The sequence below is a fragment of the Desulfobulbaceae bacterium genome, from assembly GCA_013792005.1.
GTDB lineage: Bacteria > Desulfobacterota > Desulfobulbia > Desulfobulbales > VMSU01 > VMSU01.
Genome location: VMSU01000077.1, coordinates 1 through 18,065 on the forward strand (window position 1 = coordinate 1; position 18,065 = coordinate 18,065).

Sequence of the window (18,065 nt, forward strand, 5' to 3'; positions counted from 1 at the left end):
ATGCCTTTTTTTTTTACCCCATCGCGCGATTACGATTTTCGCATCCTCCTCCCTTTCTCACCCCTTGTCCGCCATAGATTCGTCGGGCGGTACTATCATTCATCTCTTCGTGAGCACAGTGTTTCCTCTTAGTCATTTTTGAGGCGTCTTTCGTTCATGGTGTTTGCCATTTTAGCCAAACGCATGATCTTTGGCGGGGTATTTTTCTAGTTTCCGGTGATGCTTTTATCGTGTCAGGGGTGTCAACTGAGTTCTGACGCTAAGTCTTGCAGAAAGTGAGAGAGAAGAGAGAGTTGATTTGGTTGATGATTCTTTAATGTTAAATTATTTCAGAATAATATTCTTGACACTTGGTCTATTTTAGAATATTATTCTAGTTAATGGCTGTTTGTCTTTGTGAATTTAAGAGTGGAAGGTGTGAAGTTGAATGAACAATCTGCGCAGATTTTGGATGAAATTGATTTTGCCATTCTGACCTACTTGCAGAGTGATGCAACAATCACCAATGCCGAGTTGGCAAAAAAGATAGAACTCTCTCCCTCTTCGTGCTTGGGGCGTACTAAGCGGTTAAAGGAGTCCGGAATTATCAAAAGATATGCAGTGATTGTTGATGAGAAGAAGATCGGGTTGGAGATTGTAACCTATGTTTTTGTCACACTATCTCCGCATGATCGCAAAACGACCGAAGCCTTTCTGGAGAGGATTCGTGAGATTCAAAATGTAGTTGAGTGTCATAATATTTCAGGTGTTTATGATTATCTTCTGAAGATAGTCTCCCCTTCGATTCAAGAGTACCGGGATTTTGTGATCGATACCTTGATCGAGGCACCTGGGGTCGGCAAGGTTGAGACTTCCGTAGTCTTGAGTACTGAGAAGCAATCTTTTCAATTGCCACTCGTTAAGTCGAAGCTTTGGAAAGACCGTGGTTGAGTGAGGGTAGGTGGTGTCGAAGTTTAAGGAAAAAGGAGGGAGCTGATGCGGGTTATAATTAATGGTGAAAAAGAGGATCTTGGTGTGGGTCATGTTTCAATCGTAGATTTGTTGAAACTGAAGAATGTTGAATCTCCGGAAATGGTCTCTGTTCAGTTGAATGGTTCCATCGTAGAACGCGACGAGTATCTTAAGACGCATGTTTCTGAAGATGATGAAGTTGATTTTCTCTATTTCATGGGAGGAGGGAGTCGCTGATGTACGGTTTTTCCACTAGGGCCATTCACCGGCGGCCGACTAAAAAAGATGTCCATGGCGCCCTAAGGGCGCCTGTTTATGATTCGGTTGCCTTTGAGCATGATGATGCGCAATCACTTAAGCTCTCTTTTGAGGGGAAAAAGCCTGGCCACCTCTACTCTCGGATCACCAACCCCACTGTTGAGGATTTTGAACAGCGTATTCGGGAGATCTCGGGAGGGCTTGCGGTGGTTGCTGTTTCCTCCGGCATGGCGGCCATCAGTAATACGATCATGGCACTTGCGGAAAGCGGGGCCAACATCGTTACCACCAGGAAGATCTTCGGCAATACCCTGGCTCTTTTCGAGAAGACCTTGCAGCCATGGGGCCTTGAAACACGGTGTGTCTCCATGGCTGATACTGAGGCGATAGAGAAGGCCATTGATGAAAACACCCGGGCCCTGTTTCTTGAGAGCATCACCAATCCTCATCTGGAGGTGGCAGATATCGAAGCGATCGGTCGGGTGGCGCAAAGGTTCGGGGTGCCGCTGGTGCTTGATAATACCGTTTTGACCCCCTATCTGTTTGATAGTAAGGCGGCCGGGGTGAATATTGAGATTCTTTCGAGCACCAAGGCGATTTCCGGCGGGGGCACTTCGGTGGGCGGGTTGATTATCGATAATGGAAATTTTGATTGGAGAAAGGCTCAGAAACTTGCGGAGCGGGCTGGGCAGTTCGGGAGGATGGCTTTTATTGCTGCCCTCCGTGCCGATGTCTATAGAAACACCGGATCATGTCTTGCTCCCCATAATGCCTATTTGCAAAGTCTTGGCTTGGAAACCCTAAGTCTGCGTCTTGATAAAACCTGCGCCAATACCCAACTAATTGCCGAATTTTTGGAAGGTCATCAAAAGGTGAGTGCGGTTCAGTATCCGGGCTTGCCGGGTTCTCCGTATCATCAGATCTCCTCCCGGCTCTTTAAAGGCAAGTATGGCGGAATTCTTACCTTTGATCTGCCGAGTCAGGAGAGTTGTTTTGCCTGCATGGATCGTCTTAAGCTTATCAGGAGGGCGACCAATATTAATGATAATAAGACCCTTATTCTGCACCCGTCTTCGACGATTTTTGCAGAATATGGCGAAGTTGAGAAAAAGGCTATGGGCTTGCGGTCGAGTATGCTACGGCTATCGGTCGGCATTGAGGACCACGAAGATTTGCTCGAGGATTTAGGGGAGGGGCTTGCAGCGTTATGAGAGAATTTACCGGGGAACAGCTTGAGCGATACAGTCGACATATCCTTTTGCAGGATGTCGGGGTTGAAGGCCAGGAGAAGTTGCTTGATGCCAAGGTGTTGATAGTCGGCGCCGGCGGGCTCGGGTGTCCGGTTGCCTTGTATCTTGCCGCGGCAGGGGTAGGCATTATTGGAATTGTGGATTGCGACACGGTTGAGATCTCCAACCTTCAGCGTCAGATTGCGCATTTTACCAAAGACATCAATGTCCCGAAGGTCGAATCGGCAAGGGAGAAGATGTTGGCGATCAATCCGGATATTGAGGTTCGCACGTATCGTATGAATTTAGTGGCAGCCAATATCAGGGAGTTGATCAGGGAGTATGATTTTGTGATTGATGGTACAGATAATTTTCCGACCAAATTTCTGGTCAATGATGCTTGTGTAATGGAGAATATTCCATTTTCCCACGGGGGTATTCTTCGGTTTGACGGCCAGACGATGACTGTCGTCCCGCATGAGTCGGCATGTTATCGATGTTCATTCAGGCGGCCACCACCTCCTGATGCCGTGCCTACTTGTTCACAGGCCGGGGTTTTGGGGGCAGTTGCCGGGATGCTTGGCACGATTCAGGCGACCGAGGCCTTGAAGTTTATCACTGGAACAGGAACTCTGCTGACCAATACCCTGCTCTCGTTTAACGCAAAGAGCATGGAATTTAGGAAAGTGAAACTTCGCAAACAGAGTGATTGCCCTTTGTGCGGAGAAAATCCATCCATTCATGAGCTTGTTGATGCCGAGCAGGCTGTTTGCGGTCTTAAGACCTGTTTCGCCTGAGAGGGCGTGCGGGTTTATGGCAGATTCTTTTCGGAGTGACCTAGGTATGTTGAAAATAACTTCAGAAATTTGGGCGGCGTTGGTGCGTCACGCTCAAAACGGACTGCCGCATGAGGTGTGCGGTTATCTGGCCGAAAAAGAGGGGCGGGTTGTTGTGTATTACGAGATGACCAATACCGATGCGGCGCATGATCACTTCAGCATGAAGCCTGAGGAGCAGTTTAAGGCGGTAAAAGATATGAGACAGAAGGGGCTGGTCTTACGGGCGGTCTATCATAGTCACCCGGAAACCCCAGCGCGTCCTTCCCAGGAAGACATTAAGCTGGCCTATGACCCCCAGTTGAGTTATGTGATCATCTCTCTTGCCGAGACTGATCCAGTGATCAGATCATTTCGGATCAATAAAGGGGAAGTGGCAGAAGAGCCTCTTGAACGAATTGACGCATAAAGCAAAGGAGCACACGTCTATGACAACACATCGAGAAGCAGACGCAACAAAAGATTGTCGGAAGGTTGGCTGTCCTATGAACATGGTTTATGCCAAGGTCGAACTCGCTAAGCTGAAATCAGGCCAAGTCCTTGAAATAATTCTGGACGACGGTCCGCCCATCAACAATGTGCCGGGTTCCGTGGCCAAAGAGGGACATACTATCGTGGACAAGGAACAGCTTGCTGACGGAGCCTGGAAGTTGTTGATTCGTAAGGCCTGATTGTTAAGGGTCAAGACATGGGCTAAAGACTCTATTAAGAACGACGTATAGGGTGGGGCTAGGTTGTGCTGCGCTGAACTTCGGCGCTTACACCTACTTTGCCGTAGTTGCTGGCGCCACATTCATTTTTGCCAAGATCCATGGCGTCGGCCTCCTCTGGGCTGACTTTGAGCCAGCCGCCATTGACTCTACGGATTTCAGTATACACTCCGGGTTGGGGTCGCATGTTGTCCTGGATAAATTCGGCAAATTTCTTTTCGTTCGGGAGCCTGAAGGCAATGATGTTTTCCTTCAATGCCCCCAGCTTTGCTGCAAAGACATGGGAACTATTGGCTTCGCTCCAGCTGGTGTAGTGGCCGGGCAGAACAATTATCTCATCGCTTAAGGTGCGCATGCGCAGCATGAGCGTGAGGTAGAGTTCCCGAGCCCACTCTTGCCATTTGCCACCAAGATCCGGCCGTCCTGCCGTGTTGATGAAGATGGTGTCGCCGCTTAAGAGGTATTTGTTGTCAATGAGAAAACATGTGCTGCCCAAGGTGTGGCCTGGGGTGTGCAGCGCAACCACTTCAGGTCCTTTTTGGCTGAAAGTATAGGCCTTGCCAGGGATAATCGGCTCATAGGGGAAGGCAGCTCCCTCAAAATCCAGGCTGTTGACGATGGCGGTGCAGCCTTTTTCTTGAGCAAGTTGTGGGCTGCCTGAGATGTAATCGGCCTGACGGTGGGTTTCGAAGGTCTTGATTATCTTGGCGCCATGCTCTTTGGCTACTCGAATGTATTCATCGATATTGCGCGATGGATCAAAAACCATAGCCTCTTTTTGAAAGATGAGCATGTAGCTGCAGGATGCCTTGCCAGGTCGAATAAACTGGTAGAGTATGTGCTCGTCCCCTTCACTGCTTATTCTCTTGGTGGCGAGGACATTGCCCCAGCCGACAATCCCTTGTTTGAGGTAGCCGACATCGCTAAAACCGTTCTGGCAGAGGAGGTCGGCAACATATTTGGCTGAGCCCTCTTTCGCGCAAACAATTCGCACTTTTTGCCCCTGAGGGACGCGATTTACACTACCCTGCACATCCTCCATGAAATTGAAGTAGGGGATATTGATATAGGGAAAAAATTCAGGTCCTTCCACGCTCCAGTTGTCAAAATCTCTTTCGTTGCGCACATCAAGCAGGATGAAATCCGGTTTTTTACTGATCCAATCAAAAAGTTCGTTAGCGGTGTAAAGAAAAGGCATTTTCATGTTCATGTTTCCTCCTTGTATTAAAACTGACTAGCTGATTAGTAATTATTACAAAATAAGTAGCGAATGTACAGCGACTTTGATTACTGTACTCGGGATGGTCGTTTTTTTAGCATCACTTTTGGGTTTTTGCTAAAATAATGGACCTCGATTGGGCAATGTCCTTGTTTTGGCATGAGCAGGAACCATGATCTTGTCGCTTTAAGCAAAATTCGGGCGACTGAGTTCGTATTTTCTGATCTTGTATCCCATCTGTCTTGGGGTGAGTCCTAGATCACGCGCCGCTCGTGCCTGGACCCAACCGTTCCTCTTGAGTGCCGCTTCTATTTCACCTCGTTCTATTTCATCCAGGGAAGGCCGATGAGTATTCACTGCTGGCGGTGGCGGGATCGCGGGATTGCTCCGTGGTTCGCTTACTTCAGGCTCAGCCACCACGAAGGTGGGCAGATCGGTCAGGAGTACCAGGTCTCTGTCTGTCATGATAACCAGACGTTCAATCAGATTTTGCATTTCACGGACATTGCCGGGCCACTGGTATTGAGCCAAATAATCCATTACCTCACGAGAGAGACGCACATTTTTTTGGTTGATGTTGTTGCTGATGGCCAAAAAATGATCGATGAGGAGCGGGATATCCTCGATTCGTTCCCGAAGGGGCGGAAGGATGATCGGCACTACGTTGAGTCTGTAATAGAGATCGGCGCGAAATCTTCCTTTTGCTACGGCCGTAGCGAGGCTGCGGTTAGTGGCGGCAATAATTCGGACATCTACGCTGATGGTCGTGGTGCCGCCGAGGCGCTCAAACTGCTGTTCCTGAAGGACTCGCAGAAGTTTGGCTTGGAGTTCCAAGGGGAGTTCGCCGATTTCGTCTAAGAATAGGGTGCCGGTGTCTGCCAATTCGAAACGGCCTTTTTTGCGGGCCAAGGCGCTGGTGAAGGCCCCCTTCTCATGGCCCAGCAGTTCGCTTTCGAGCAAATTTTCCGGCAGGGCTGCGCAGTTAACTGTCAGGAACGGGTTGTTGTTTCTTCTGCTCGCTTGGTGAACGGCGCGGGCTACCAGCTCCTTGCCTGTGCCGGATTCACCAAGGAGAAGGACAGTGGCGCTGGAAGGCGAGACCTTGGTGATGGACGAGAAGACTTCGAGCATCACTTTGCTTTGACCTAAGATATTGTGCTGGCTGAACATCGGGGTAAGTTGGGCCTTGAGAGAACGGTTCTCTTCTCGCAGATGGGCCTCTTTTTTTCGAATTTCTTTATTCAGGACCAGGAATTGCGCAATCAGGGTGGCGACCACGGTCAGAAATCGAATGTCTTCTTCGAATGGAATTTCAAGCCCGAATAATCGGTCTACTGTCAACACTCCAACCGGTTCGCCAGTAATTAGTACTGGTACTCCCAAAAATGAAAGTGCCTCCTTGTTGATATTCCGTGATCGAGTTTTGTTAAGAAACAACGGTTCGCTGTGAATATCAGGAACGACGAAGGGGGCGCGGCTGGCGAATATCTTGCCGGTGATTCCCTCGTCAAGACGGTATACCCCCCGCTTTTTCTCCTCATTGCTGAGACCGTACGACGCCTTGATCGAAAGGTGTTGGCAGCTCTCGTCAAGCACTAACAGTGTTGCTCTCTCCATGCGCAGGATATCGTGTAGGACCTTAAGGACTGAAGTAAGTGTTTTGTCCAGATTGTGTGCCGATCCTATCAGTTGGGCTATTTCATGAAGTGCCGTTAGTTCGATTACTTCTGTGCATCCCTGGGTCAAGGGCTTGATGTCGCGTGTCGTTGTCTGTGGCGTCATGGGGGGTCCTTTGGGTATTGTTTTGTGATTTAAATCTATATTGCAAAAATCAATCCTTATCTTAAAGAATCATTTTATAGTAATAATATTAATATGTTAACAAAACACATGGTGTTGGATCTATTATATAATATTTACATTATTGTTATTTATTAAATTAGTGTCATTCGAATGTGTAACAATGTCTCGTTGCGACTCTTTGGTGTGTTTGCGACAAAATTGTCGTAATGAGACATTGTTACGACAGATACAATTGATGTGGAGTGAAGCATTTAACATACTGAAATTGTTTAAAATAAAAAATTATTATTTATTGGCACGCCCCTTGCCCTTAGCTTTAGTCAAATGATGTGAGATGTTCATAGTGCGATGAGAGATGAGTCCTCTCATTTTCTTATCGCTTGGATGAATTAACGTAAACAATAGAGGTAAGGGAGGAACACCATGAGGAAAGTAGCAATTTACGGTAAGGGCGGAATCGGCAAGTCAACCACTACTCAGAATACGGTGGCAGGGTTGAGTGAGATGGGGCGCAAGGTCATGGTCGTCGGCTGTGACCCCAAGGCAGATTCAACGCGTCTGCTGCTGGGGGGGATGGCCCAGAAATCGGTACTTGATACCTTGCGTGAGGAAGGTGAGGATGTGGAACTTGAAAATATCCGCAAGGCTGGTTATGGCGGGACCTGGTGTGTCGAGTCGGGTGGACCCGAGCCGGGGGTGGGGTGTGCTGGCCGCGGTATCATCACCTCTATCAATATGCTCGAGTCGTTAGGGGCCTATGAGGAGAGCGAAGGGCTTGACTACGCATTTTACGATGTACTTGGCGACGTTGTTTGTGGTGGGTTCGCTATGCCGATTCGTGATGGCAAGGCGGAAGAGATCTACATCGTCTGTTCAGGTGAGATGATGGCCATGTACGCGGCCAACAACATCAGCAAAGGTATCATGAAATTTGCTCAGTCCGGCGCGGTTCGGCTTGGAGGTTTGATCTGTAACTCTCGTAACGTTGATAACGAAAAGGAGATGATTCAGGAGTTCGCCAAAAAACTTGGCACCCAGATGATCTACTTCGTCCCCCGTGACAATGATGTCCAGCGGGCTGAAATTAATCGAAAGACAGTCATTGAGTGGAATCCGGAAGTTGCTCAGGCAGACCAGTATCGAGGATTGGCCAAGGCTATTGACGAAAATACCATGTTCGTCGTTCCGACTCCTCTGGAAATTGAGGAACTTGAAAAGCTGCTCATGGATTTTGGTCTCATGAACTGATGGCGAAAGTAGCTGGGACGACCGGCACTAAGGATTAATAACGATCCGAATTCTTTTATGTCCCAGCTGGAGGCGAAAATCGAAAGTTTTCTAACTTCTAAATACTTTCAATTTAGATATTGTTTTGATTTTACAAAATAAATTCGTAGGAGAAAACCATGTTGACCATGATTAGAGCCATTGTCAGACTGGAAAAAGCAGATAAAGTCCTTGCATCCTTAATGGAGGCAGGATTCCCGGCTGTAACCAAATATTCGGTAGCTGGCCGCGGTAAGCAACGCGGCATCAAGATAGGCGAGGTTACCTATGATGAGATTCCCAAGGTCATGCTGTTGAGCGTGATCAATACCGAAGACAAAGATTTTTTCATTGATACGGTGATGAAAACTGCTCGGTCTGCCGGGAAAGGAGCGTTTGGCGACGGGAAGATCTTCATTTCCGAGGTGGAGGAGTCATACACCATCAGTTCCGGGGTCAAGGAGACCGCCTATGCAGCGGAGGGGGTGGCGTCATGAAAGAGGTCATCGCCATCGTTCGCATCAATATGATGAACCAGACCAAACAGGCCTTGACCGACTGCGGTATCGATGCATTTTTCGCTCATGAAGCCCATGGCCGAGGCAAGGGGTTTGCTAATCCCCAGGTTCTGGAGGGGGCTCAGAAGGGTTACGAGGAGGCGGCGTCTCTACTTGGCGGCAAAGGCCAGCTCTATCCAAAGCGGATGGTAACAGCGGTGGTTGCCGACAAAAAGGTGAAGGAGGTAGTTGCCGCGATTATCGAGGCCAATAAAACCGGCAAGCCGGGTGATGGCAAGATCTTTGTCGTGCCGCTTAAAGATGCGATTCGGGTCAGAACCGGAGAAAAGGGCGCTAAGTCGATATCGTAAACCAAAAAGGGACGAATTCCATTTAAGGAGAATTATATGGCTACAGCAATGAAAAAAAAGCTGGTGCAGTGGGACCCGGTCGATGTCAAGGCTCAGCTCCTTGAGAAGTACCCGGCCAAGGTCGCCAGGAAACGCGCCAAGCAGATCATGATCAACGAGGCGCTGTCAAACTCAACGCCGGAGATTTCTGCCAACGTGCGGACCACTCCCGGTATCATTTCCATGCGCGGTTGTACCTATGCCGGCTGCAAAGGCGTTATCATGGGGCCGACCCGAGATATCGTCAATTTGGTCCACGGTCCGATCGGCTGTTCATTTTACGCTTGGTTGACTCGCCGGAACCAGACCGACGCCGGTATTGATGGCGAGAATTATATGAACTACTGCTTTAGCACCGATATGCAGGACTCTGACATCATCTTTGGTGGGGAGAAGAAGCTGGAAGCAGCTATTCAGGAGGCGTATGACCTGTTTCATCCTCGCTCAATAGCTGTTTTCGCCACCTGTCCGGTGGGGTTGATAGGTGATGATATTCACACCGTGTCCAAGAGAATGAAGGAGAAGTTCGGCGACTGTAATGTTTATGCTTTCAGTTGTGAAGGATATAAGGGGGTCTCTCAGTCTGCCGGTCATCATATCGCCAATAATCAGGTCTTCCGTCATATCATCGGAGAGAATGATGTGCCAAAAGAGGGAAAATACAAAATCAACCTGTTGGGTGAGTACAATATCGGCGGCGACGGTTTTGAGATTGATCGAATTTTTAAAAAGTGCGGGATCACCAATATCGCTACTTTCTCCGGCAATTCGACTTACGATCAGTTCGCCTCTGCTCATCAGGCCGACTTGAACGCGGTCATGTGCCATCGTTCCATCAATTATGTGGCCGATATGCTGGAGACCAAGTTCGGCATCCCGTGGGTCAAAGTGAACTTCATCGGCGCTAATGCCACGGCCAAGTCGCTGCGGAAGATTGCAGAGTACTTTGGCGATCAGGAGTTGATCGACACGGTTGACGCGGTCATTGCCGAGGAGATGCCTGAGGTGGAGTCGGCGCTTAAAGAGGTGCTGCCGCGGACCGAAGGCAAGACCGCCATGATGTTCCTTGGTGGTTCCCGAGCCCATCACTATCAAGAGCTGTTTAATGAGATGGGGATGAAGACCATCTCTGCCGGTTACGAATTTGCCCATCGTGATGACTATGAGGGGCGTCAGGTGATCCCGAACCTTGAGGTTGATGCCGACAGCCGTAATATTGAAGAGATTCATGTCGAGGCCGATCCCACGCGTTTCAAACCGCGCAAGACCGAGGCGGAAATCGAGAGGCTTACGAAGGATGGGTATCAGTTTAAGCACTATGATGGTCTGATCCCTGATATGGAGAAGAATACCCTGATCATCGATGACCTCAATCAGTATGAGGCCGAACAGTTGGTGGAGTTGATGAAGCCGGATATTTTTTGCGCCGGGATTAAGGAAAAGTACTCCATTCAGAAGCTGGGCGTGCCCATGAAGCAGCTTCACTCCTATGACTCGGGCGGTCCGTACGCCGGATTCAAGGGTGCAGTCAACTTCTACCATGAAATCGATCGCTTGGTGAATAGCAAGGTTTGGAGCTACATGAAGGCCCCGTGGCAGGAGAATCCGCAACTCTCTGCGACGTATCAGTGGGAGTAGCCCTTCGGCTCCGCTCAGGGACCACCCTTCGGCTCTGCTTAAGGACCGGAACGTAGGGTGGGCATCGCCCACCCTATATACTTAATTGGTAATTCAATAACGAGGATTCAGTCATGTTATTACGACATACACCGCAAGAAATAACCGAGCGCTCGGCCTTGACCATCAATCCGGCCAAGACCTGCCAGCCTATCGGGGCCATGTATGCTGCGCTGGGCATCCACGGTTGCCTGCCACACAGCCATGGATCTCAGGGTTGTTGTGCGTATCATCGGAGCACCTTGACCCGGCACTATAAGGAACCCATCTCTGCTGCTACCAGTTCCTTCACTGAAGGGGCCTCGGTGTTCGGCGGCCAGGCCAATATGCTTCAGGCCATCGACAATATCTTTCATGTCTTTGACCCGTAGGTGATCGCCATCCACACCACCTGTCTCTCCGAGACCATCGGCGATGATCTTAAGCAGATCAAGACCAAGGCGGAGAAGGAGGGCAAGGTGCCGGCAGGAAAGACCATTATCGGCGCCAATACCCCGAGTTATGTTGGCTCTCACGTTACCGGGTTCTCTAACATGGTCAAGTCAATGGCCATGTTGGCCGAGCCGGGTGGCAAGAAGAACGGCAAAATCAACATCATCCCCGGCTGGGTAGAACCGTGCGATATGGAGGAGCTGAAACGTCTGATCAGCCTTATCGGCGTTAAGATGATCATGTTTCCAGATACCTCTGGTGTCTTGAACGGGCCATTGTCCGGTGAATACACCATGTTTCCCGAAGGTGGGACTACGGTGGCGGAGTTGAAATCCACTGGGGACTCCATCGGCACTTTGGCCTTGGGCGAGTGGTGCTCGGCCGATGCCGCCCGCTGGCTGGATTCCAAACGTAAAGTTCCGTGTAGTGTGCTTGATATGCCTTTTGGTTTGAAGGCCACAGATCGTTTTATCGATGCCCTGCGCATCATCGCCGGGGTTTCCATTCCCGATGAAGTGATGCTTGAGCGCGGACAGCTGGTGGATATGATCTCCGATATGCATCAGTATCTTTATCATAAGAAAGTAGCCCTGGTTGGCGACCCGGATCAGTTGATCAGCATGACCGAGTTCCTGGTTTCTCTGGATATGTGTCCTATTCATATTGTTACCGGGACTCCGGGTAAAAAATTCGAGACCCGTATCAAGGAGATCACTAAAGATGTTCCTTATTCGGTAAACGTCAAGGCGGGAGGTGATATGTTTTTGCTCCATCAGTGGATCAAGAGTGCTCCGGTTGACCTCATTATGGGCAATACTTACTGCAAGTATATCGCTCGGGATGAGGATCTACCGTATGTTCGCTGGGGCTTTCCTATTCTTGATCGGCAGGGACACCAATATTTTCCGACGGTTGCTTATAAGGGAGCACTTCGCCTTCTGGAGAAGATCCTGGGTGTACTCATGGACCGTCAGGACCGTGATGCCACGGAACAGCGGTTTGAACTTGTGATGTAATTGATCATGGCGGCGAGGTGAGGAGCGCTCCCTGTCACCTCCTCACCGTTTATTATCTACTGAAAAGAGGCTTTCGGTGAAAGTAAATTCATTGTCCATGAAGATGTCGGCTGCAGGCGAGGATTCAGGTTGGCCGAGGCGGCTGGTGTTGCCAATCGCACTAAAAAACAATACTAGGATCAGGTTTACCACCATCACCGGCCAAACCATGGGGGCAATGTCTCCCGGCGAGGCGGTCTCTTTGGTGGATCACGTCATCAGTGAAGGAGCAACAGTAGAGGTGGTGGATATTGCCGGACCCGGTGAGCCTCTGGCGACACCGAAATCCACTATCGAATGTCTGCAACGGTTGCATCAAAGGTATCCGGATCTCAATCTGGGGGTAGTCTCCAATGGCTTGGGGGCGGCCGAGATGGCGGAGGTCTTGGCTTCCTCGGGTATCAAACGGATCACTTTACTTATTGATGCCGTTACCTCTGCGACAGCAGAAAAACTTTACGCCTGGATCCGTCATGGGAACAGGACGGTGCTTTTGTCCCAGGCTGTTACTACGCTGCTGAACGAACAGGCCGCCGCAGTCGCAGCTTTATCTAAGGCCCATATTACGGTTGGTATCGCCACAACCGTATATCCTGGATTTAATGATGAAGAGGTTGAAAAGATTGCCTTGAAAATGGCGGCACTTGGTGCAGTTACAATCACGGTAATTCCCTATCGGCCAATGCTTGGAGACACTGATTGTCTTGAGGCTCCGACCGATAAAATGATGGCTCTGGCCGGTGTCAGGGCTTCAAAGCATCTTCCTGTGGTCAGTGAATATCAAGTGGGGTTGGGTATTCAAGAGGGAGAAGCAACTGTGTTGACGCCGATTTATTCTCTGCCGAAGCCCACGAAAGAGCGTCCCAATGTTGCTGTAACAAGCCAAACCGGTATGGAAATCGATCAGCACCTCGGGCAGGCTTCACGTCTTTTGATCTATGGGCCTAGGGAAGACGGTCTGATCTGTCTTTTAGGGACGAGGCCGACACCGGCGACAGGCCAAGGGAGCGAACGATGGCAGGCACTGGCGGCTAAGGTGCCGGATTGCTTTGCCCTTCTTACCGCCAGTGCCGGAGAAAGTCCACGGGAGTCATTGAACCGTCTTGGTCTGGCGGTGATGATTACTGGTGGTGATATTGAGGGCACTGTGGATGCTTTTTACAATGGTGGCAAAAAATCAACTAAAAGATGCTCTTAGCAGTGTCAAGAATAAGGAGAAAAAAATGGCAACACCAAAACGACAAATCCTTGTTTGTCAGAGCTTTAGAGCGGCCGGAGACAAGAAGGGGATTTGCCATAAGCAGACCGATGGTTTTTTGCAGTACCTCGAAGAGGAGATTATTGATCGGGGTTTGAATTGTATGGTCACCGCAACCACCTGCCTGAAACAGTGCGAAGCAGGGCCGATCATGGTGTGCAGCCCGAGATTTGGTGGTTTAAGGAGGTCGATAGTCATGAGGCTATCGACGTCATTCTTGACGGGATTGAAGAAGGTGTTCCGTCAGCAGAGTATTTGATTTCCTGAACCCAGCGGAGAGAGACATGGTAGTCGTTCGGTCGGCTCGATCAGCTGATATCGAAACCCTTGTCGGCTTGTTGGCGGTGCTTTTTACCATTGAGCAGGATTTTGTTGTTGATGAAGAGAAGCAGCGGCAAGGGTTGCGGATGATGTTGGGCTGTAATCGATGTTGCCTGTTGGTTGCAGAGAGTGACTCCGGCGTGATTGGGATGTGTTCCGGGCAGCTGCTGATTTCAACGGCAGAGGGAGGTCTCTCTCTGTTGGTGGAGGATGTGGTGGTTGATAGTCAGTGGCGTGGGCAGGGGGTTGGTCGGCTATTGATGGAGGAGATGAGCGATTGGGCTATGATCAACAATGTTTCTCGTCTTCAGTTGTTAGCGGACCGTAATAATATCCCGGCCCTTGACTTCTATCATCGCCTGGGATGGCAGGTGACGGGACTAATCTGTCTGCGGAGGACCCACTAGGCGTAGGCTGATCACTTAACAAAAGGGGAAGTATCATGTTAGTGCAAATAACCGGATGGCGTCAGTACATGGAGGATGGTGAAAAATTTCTTGCCTGTGCAATCAATGCAGCCACAATGCGTAGGCACATCTTCACCCCGGCAATTCTCTACAATATTAACGCCATGGCTATTGAAAAATTTCTGATGGGATTCTTGATGTGCCACGGAGCCTTGGCAGAGAACCATACTATGGTTGACATCCTAAGGTCGGTTGAGCACATCGCCGGACCGCAGCCAGAGCTTGCCAATGAGTTTCGTTATCTTGACTCGTTCCAGGAGATCTGCGACATGGATGCCTTTAATCGGAGGGATCCTGAATGGGATGAAGTTCCTAGAATGCTGGAGTGCGGCGTGATGGTAAAAGAATTTGCCCTTAAGGGGACAAGGTTCGTTAAAAAGCCCTCTGTCAGTCCGTCTTGATAGGCACCCTTGAGGATCGAACCGTTCAGGGCCGTTGACTACAAAAAAATAAAAACGGTTTGCTGCGGGATAATTTGCGCAACAGACCGTTTTTTTAAGCAATGTGTGTGCAATTAGTGTTTATGATTCGTCGGTGATGAAGGCTTGTGCCATTCCCTGCTTATTTCGCAAAATACAGCGCCTCGAACTCTTTTACGAGTCCACGGGCCTTATCGACGTTGGCAAGGTCAGTGGTCTGTTTGCATTTCATGGTCGCCACCAGCAGCTGGTGCAGGGACTGGAGTTTCTTGTCATAATCCTTGGTGTCGGGTTTGATTCTCTGGGTTAACCAGTACTGGGAGACAATTTCCTGCAGCAGGTCCGCATGATGTTCCTTATTCATCACCCAGCGAACAAGCTGGTTGGCGTCATGGTCCTTTGTCTCTTCGATTTTTTTGATTTCGTTGATTGATTTTTCAATGGTTGTGAGATCTTCGAGCATTAATTTCACCCGAGTCTCGTCGTCGTAGATACCGCAGGGAATTTCGCAGTGGGCAGCGGCGTTCCCTGCAAGGAAGAAAAGAGATGAGATCATCACAAGTGCCATTTTTACCAGGTTTTTCTTCATACGTTCCTCCATTTTTTTTACGTTTATGACCGGTGCAATTACACCGGCCGCATCCTGTAACTGCTAGTCAATTTAGTATGATTATTTTTATCAATAACGGAAAGACTCCCATAAATCAATCATTTTTTTGGATGATTATGTGTATCAGTGGTGAGGCAATAACAGGGTTGATCCTTTGGACTAAGCAGGGAGTCTGAGTGGTTTGAAAAAAGGAGGGGAGGGGCAAGGCGTTGAGAAGACGGCACTCTCTTATACCTGCAAGAGTCGGTCGAGGGATAGAGGTCAGAAGATTTATGCCTAAGTCCGACAGGCTCCTAGGTCTTTTTGCTGTCTTTGTCAGCCACCAAGCCGTAGAGGTTGCCTTCCGGTTCCCGGCCACGGCATTCCATGGAAATCTGGAAATCCTTAACGGACGGCTTATTGCGGCGATTGAAAGAGACGAGGATGTGTACCACGTCCCAACCTATTTCGCCCCGCTGGGCCATCCAGGTGAGTTCTTCGAGGGCTGATCGATTGTCGAACGATACCGGCCGGTATGGGCGTTGAGCGATGAGGGCGTCATAGATGTCGGCCACCGTGGTGATCTCGATCTTGAGATTGCGCTGATGGATGCCACGGGGGTAGCCAGAGCCGTTGATCCTCTCGTGATGGTCGCGGGAGATGAGGGCAGCCAGGTTCGATGGGTCCTTGAGATAATGGGAAAGGAGCACATAGCCGGTCAGGGTGTGGTGACGGAGCAGGCTGTAATCATCAGGGGTCAACGGTTCTTTTTTTAGGAGGATGGAGAGCGGTACTGCGATTTTACCAAAATCGTGGGTGGGGCCGGTGTGGGCCATCTCCTCCTGCACCAGTTTCTTGTTCTCCGGGCTCAGTTCCTCGGCGATGAGGGTGGTAAGGGCGAAGATCATCAACATATGGCGGTAGGTGTGAAAATCGTTGTGCCGGAAGTAGTCCATGCCCTCCAACAGCGGAAGCGGAAGCCGGACCTGTTCCATGACCGCGAGGATTTCCGCTACCTTTTCTTTCTGGGAGAAGATGACATTATAAGGCGGGAGGATGAACTGCTGTAACAGATCCTGGCGGAGGGTCCCGTAGCCCAGGAGGGGGAGGATGGGATACGATTCTCGGTTCCGCTGGCAGAACTCTACCATGAATTCTGGAGTCAGTTCAGTCCCGGCTTCGACCAGTAGGCGGTTGTTTAAGTCATACACTGAATATTGTAACACAATAGTGTTCATCAGCTTTCCACGTATTCAGATAATTAACGGTTGGTAACCATTCCGGATATGAAAGACAAGATGGCGCCATTATGGCGCATTGTGCCAGCCGTTGTCAATAAGACACGATGAGCCAGAGAAAACGTAACCGTTCACCAGGGGCACCAAAACTACAGATAACCCCGGAACTGTAAACGTCCACAGCGCTGCTGAACGTTTACGAAAAAACAACGAAGGGGTGAGATTGTTAGGCGTGACAAATTAAGACCGTTGCCATGTCCACCTTAAGGAAATTTCAGTTCTTCTGAGTGCTGTTCAGCGCTTTTCTCCGTTCCAGCTCCTCATAGATATCCGGATAGAGATCGCGCGCACAATCAGGGCAGATGCCATGAGAAAATTTTGCCTGGGTTCGGGCTTCGAAATATCGTTCAACTTGATTCCAGTATCCCTGATCGTCGCGGATTTTTTTGCATTTGCAGCAGATGGGCAGTAGGCCACTGAGTAATTTCACTTCCGTCAGTGATTCGCGAAGATCAGCTACCACCTTATTCCTTTCTCTGTCGAGAAGGTGCAATCGTCGGACTCCGAAATTCAGACTTGAAATCCCGAAAAGCCAGATGGCAAAGAGGGCAAGTCCAGCATGGCGGATCTCTTTGTTACGACTCTCCACCAGTGGGGTTGCATCAATGGCTACCGAAATGCCGCCGTGCATGTCGTTAATTTTGTCGCCATAAGCAGCATGGCAGTCAAGGCATGGTTCCTGTATCACGAGCGGAGCCATGTAACGAAAGACCTTTTTCCCCTGCGCTTCCTCCTGTAATTCGTAATATTCAGTGGCACCGTTGTTAAAATGATGAAGAGCCATTTCCTCCCAAGAAGATGGACTATTAGCGGGATTGATTGGGGCTATGCTTGTCAGGTGAAAGAAAAATTCCTTCTGTTCGGTGGCGATCCCGGATATCTGCCGAGTCATATAGGCAGGGTTTAGCATGGTGAGGCGTAAACCGTCTGTGGTTACAACATCCCGATTTTTTACCACGAGGTAGGGGTTGGGGATAGTATCTTTTGTCATCGGCACATAAACCCCTCCGTGCGAGGCGTTCCAATGACGGGTCAGCAGAAATTTCTGGAAGAGGGCCCTGGTCTGAGTGGTGGCGACGAGCAAGGTTTGCTCGTGCTCCATCTTTTGATTCCAGAAAAAAATCCCACCCAGGAGCAGCGTCCAGACGAATCCGACGACCAAGGCAAAAGTGATGAGGGGTGAAAATCGGTTGGAAATTATGGTCATCGACATCGATGGACTCCTAAAAAATAAGAGTATCAAGATAACTGAGTATATCCGCTCTAAGCCTACCTTACCCCAGGAACCGAGGCAAGAATATTAACAAGCCGGAACTTGTCGCTGTTGGCATTCCTCCCCTTTTTAAGCGAGAAATTTTTTCACTATTATC

At 49.5% G+C, this 18,065-nt stretch carries 18 protein-coding genes and 2 pseudogenes; 15 read left to right on the forward strand and 5 right to left on the reverse strand.

Going from position 1 to position 18,065, the window contains the following annotated elements; translation table 11 throughout:
* The first annotated feature begins 444 nt into the window (after positions 1-444).
* The 6 genes from FP815_03995 to FP815_04020 are packed head-to-tail and all read left to right on the forward strand — an operon-like array spanning position 445 to position 3,945.
* Positions 445-930 (forward strand): Lrp/AsnC family transcriptional regulator, encoded by a 486-nt coding sequence (locus FP815_03995; protein MBA3014099.1) that lies wholly within the window; start codon positions 445-447, stop codon positions 928-930.
* Between the two features lie 45 nt (positions 931-975).
* The gene (gene thiS / locus FP815_04000) at positions 976-1,188 is read left to right on the forward strand and encodes a sulfur carrier protein ThiS (protein MBA3014100.1); all 213 of its coding nucleotides are present in this window, start codon (positions 976-978) and stop codon (positions 1,186-1,188) included.
* A complete protein-coding gene (locus FP815_04005) occupies positions 1,188-2,420 on the forward strand; it encodes an O-acetylhomoserine aminocarboxypropyltransferase/cysteine synthase (GenBank protein MBA3014101.1) in 1,233 nt (410 codons plus the stop codon). Before thiS ends, FP815_04005 begins: the two co-directional genes overlap by 1 nt.
* Entirely contained in the window at positions 2,417-3,235 is an 819-nt protein-coding gene (locus FP815_04010; GenBank protein MBA3014102.1) for a HesA/MoeB/ThiF family protein, read from the forward strand. Before FP815_04005 ends, FP815_04010 begins: the two co-directional genes overlap by 4 nt.
* Before the next feature lie 46 nt (positions 3,236-3,281).
* On the forward strand, positions 3,282-3,683 hold the full coding sequence (locus tag FP815_04015; GenBank protein ID MBA3014103.1) for a M67 family metallopeptidase: 402 nt from the start codon (positions 3,282-3,284) through the stop codon (positions 3,681-3,683).
* Positions 3,684-3,702: 19 nt separating this feature from the next.
* Positions 3,703-3,945, forward strand: a complete 243-nt coding sequence (locus tag FP815_04020; protein MBA3014104.1) for a sulfurtransferase TusA family protein — start codon at positions 3,703-3,705, stop codon at positions 3,943-3,945.
* 58 nt (positions 3,946-4,003) lie between these two features.
* On the opposite strand, the gene FP815_04025 is transcribed toward FP815_04020, so the two are convergent.
* Together FP815_04025 and nifA are read right to left on the reverse strand one after the other, a co-directional pair.
* Positions 4,004-5,194 carry an MBL fold metallo-hydrolase gene (locus FP815_04025; GenBank protein MBA3014105.1) on the reverse strand — a complete coding sequence of 397 codons (1,191 nt, stop codon included), beginning with the start codon at positions 5,192-5,194 and terminating at the stop codon, positions 4,004-4,006.
* Positions 5,195-5,389: 195 nt separating this feature from the next.
* Complete coding sequence (gene nifA, locus FP815_04030; protein MBA3014106.1) at positions 5,390-6,985, reverse strand: nif-specific transcriptional activator NifA; 1,596 nt, start codon at positions 6,983-6,985, stop codon at positions 5,390-5,392.
* Positions 6,986-7,429: 444 nt separating this feature from the next.
* On the opposite strand from nifA, the gene nifH reads away from it, so the two are divergent.
* From nifH to FP815_04075, 9 genes and pseudogenes are all read left to right on the forward strand, one after another.
* The gene (gene nifH / locus FP815_04035; protein ID MBA3014107.1) at positions 7,430-8,254 is read left to right on the forward strand and encodes a nitrogenase iron protein; all 825 of its coding nucleotides are present in this window, start codon (positions 7,430-7,432) and stop codon (positions 8,252-8,254) included.
* Between the two features lie 158 nt (positions 8,255-8,412).
* On the forward strand, positions 8,413-8,769 hold the full coding sequence (locus FP815_04040) for a P-II family nitrogen regulator (GenBank protein ID MBA3014108.1): 357 nt from the start codon (positions 8,413-8,415) through the stop codon (positions 8,767-8,769).
* Positions 8,766-9,140, forward strand: coding sequence for a P-II family nitrogen regulator (locus FP815_04045; GenBank protein ID MBA3014109.1), 375 nt, complete (start codon positions 8,766-8,768; stop codon positions 9,138-9,140). The genes FP815_04040 and FP815_04045 overlap by 4 nt, the downstream gene beginning before the upstream one ends.
* Before the next feature lie 36 nt (positions 9,141-9,176).
* A complete protein-coding gene (gene nifD / locus FP815_04050) occupies positions 9,177-10,817 on the forward strand; it encodes a nitrogenase molybdenum-iron protein alpha chain (protein MBA3014110.1) in 1,641 nt (546 codons plus the stop codon).
* A gap of 113 nt (positions 10,818-10,930) precedes the next feature.
* Positions 10,931-12,304 (forward strand): annotated as a pseudogene (nifK, locus tag FP815_04055) (nitrogenase molybdenum-iron protein subunit beta).
* Positions 12,305-12,380: 76 nt separating this feature from the next.
* A complete protein-coding gene (locus tag FP815_04060; GenBank protein ID MBA3014111.1) occupies positions 12,381-13,541 on the forward strand; it encodes a radical SAM protein in 1,161 nt (386 codons plus the stop codon).
* Between the two features lie 25 nt (positions 13,542-13,566).
* A pseudogene (locus FP815_04065) lies at positions 13,567-13,868 on the forward strand ((2Fe-2S) ferredoxin domain-containing protein).
* Between the two features lie 17 nt (positions 13,869-13,885).
* The gene (locus FP815_04070; GenBank protein MBA3014112.1) at positions 13,886-14,329 is read left to right on the forward strand and encodes a GNAT family N-acetyltransferase; all 444 of its coding nucleotides are present in this window, start codon (positions 13,886-13,888) and stop codon (positions 14,327-14,329) included.
* A 35-nt stretch (positions 14,330-14,364) separates the two neighbouring features.
* A complete protein-coding gene (locus FP815_04075) occupies positions 14,365-14,790 on the forward strand; it encodes a hypothetical protein (GenBank protein ID MBA3014113.1) in 426 nt (141 codons plus the stop codon).
* 160 nt (positions 14,791-14,950) lie between these two features.
* Here FP815_04075 and FP815_04080 read toward each other — a convergent pair whose 3' ends face one another.
* The 3 genes from FP815_04080 to FP815_04090 all read right to left on the reverse strand — a co-directional run bounded on the left by FP815_04080 (position 14,951) and on the right by FP815_04090 (position 17,908).
* Positions 14,951-15,397, reverse strand: a complete 447-nt coding sequence (locus FP815_04080; protein MBA3014114.1) for a superoxide dismutase — start codon at positions 15,395-15,397, stop codon at positions 14,951-14,953.
* A 314-nt stretch (positions 15,398-15,711) separates the two neighbouring features.
* Positions 15,712-16,635 carry an HD domain-containing protein gene (locus FP815_04085; GenBank protein ID MBA3014115.1) on the reverse strand — a complete coding sequence of 308 codons (924 nt, stop codon included), beginning with the start codon at positions 16,633-16,635 and terminating at the stop codon, positions 15,712-15,714.
* A 274-nt stretch (positions 16,636-16,909) separates the two neighbouring features.
* Positions 16,910-17,908, reverse strand: coding sequence for a DUF3365 domain-containing protein (locus FP815_04090; protein MBA3014116.1), 999 nt, complete (start codon positions 17,906-17,908; stop codon positions 16,910-16,912).
* Between the last annotated feature and the right edge of the window lie 157 nt (positions 17,909-18,065).

What these genes read in the sequence shown, in the direction of transcription:
- thiS (MBA3014100.1), top strand. Translation starts at nt 976, where the DNA reads ATGCGGGTTATAATTAATGGTGAAAAAGAGGATCTTGGTGTGGGTCAT.
- FP815_04005 (MBA3014101.1), top strand. Translation starts at nt 1,188, where the DNA reads ATGTACGGTTTTTCCACTAGGGCCATTCACCGGCGGCCGACTAAAAAA.
- FP815_04010 (MBA3014102.1), top strand. Translation starts at nt 2,417, where the DNA reads ATGAGAGAATTTACCGGGGAACAGCTTGAGCGATACAGTCGACATATC.
- FP815_04015 (MBA3014103.1), top strand. Translation starts at nt 3,282, where the DNA reads ATGTTGAAAATAACTTCAGAAATTTGGGCGGCGTTGGTGCGTCACGCT.
- FP815_04020 (MBA3014104.1), top strand. Translation starts at nt 3,703, where the DNA reads ATGACAACACATCGAGAAGCAGACGCAACAAAAGATTGTCGGAAGGTT.
- FP815_04025 (MBA3014105.1), bottom strand. Translation starts at nt 5,194, where the DNA reads ATGAACATGAAAATGCCTTTTCTTTACACCGCTAACGAACTTTTTGAT.
- nifA (MBA3014106.1), bottom strand. Translation starts at nt 6,985, where the DNA reads ATGACGCCACAGACAACGACACGCGACATCAAGCCCTTGACCCAGGGA.
- nifH (MBA3014107.1), top strand. Translation starts at nt 7,430, where the DNA reads ATGAGGAAAGTAGCAATTTACGGTAAGGGCGGAATCGGCAAGTCAACC.
- FP815_04040 (MBA3014108.1), top strand. Translation starts at nt 8,413, where the DNA reads ATGTTGACCATGATTAGAGCCATTGTCAGACTGGAAAAAGCAGATAAA.
- FP815_04045 (MBA3014109.1), top strand. Translation starts at nt 8,766, where the DNA reads ATGAAAGAGGTCATCGCCATCGTTCGCATCAATATGATGAACCAGACC.
- nifD (MBA3014110.1), top strand. Translation starts at nt 9,177, where the DNA reads ATGGCTACAGCAATGAAAAAAAAGCTGGTGCAGTGGGACCCGGTCGAT.
- FP815_04070 (MBA3014112.1), top strand. Translation starts at nt 13,886, where the DNA reads ATGGTAGTCGTTCGGTCGGCTCGATCAGCTGATATCGAAACCCTTGTC.
- FP815_04075 (MBA3014113.1), top strand. Translation starts at nt 14,365, where the DNA reads ATGTTAGTGCAAATAACCGGATGGCGTCAGTACATGGAGGATGGTGAA.
- FP815_04080 (MBA3014114.1), bottom strand. Translation starts at nt 15,397, where the DNA reads ATGAAGAAAAACCTGGTAAAAATGGCACTTGTGATGATCTCATCTCTT.
- FP815_04085 (MBA3014115.1), bottom strand. Translation starts at nt 16,635, where the DNA reads ATGAACACTATTGTGTTACAATATTCAGTGTATGACTTAAACAACCGC.
- FP815_04090 (MBA3014116.1), bottom strand. Translation starts at nt 17,908, where the DNA reads ATGTCGATGACCATAATTTCCAACCGATTTTCACCCCTCATCACTTTT.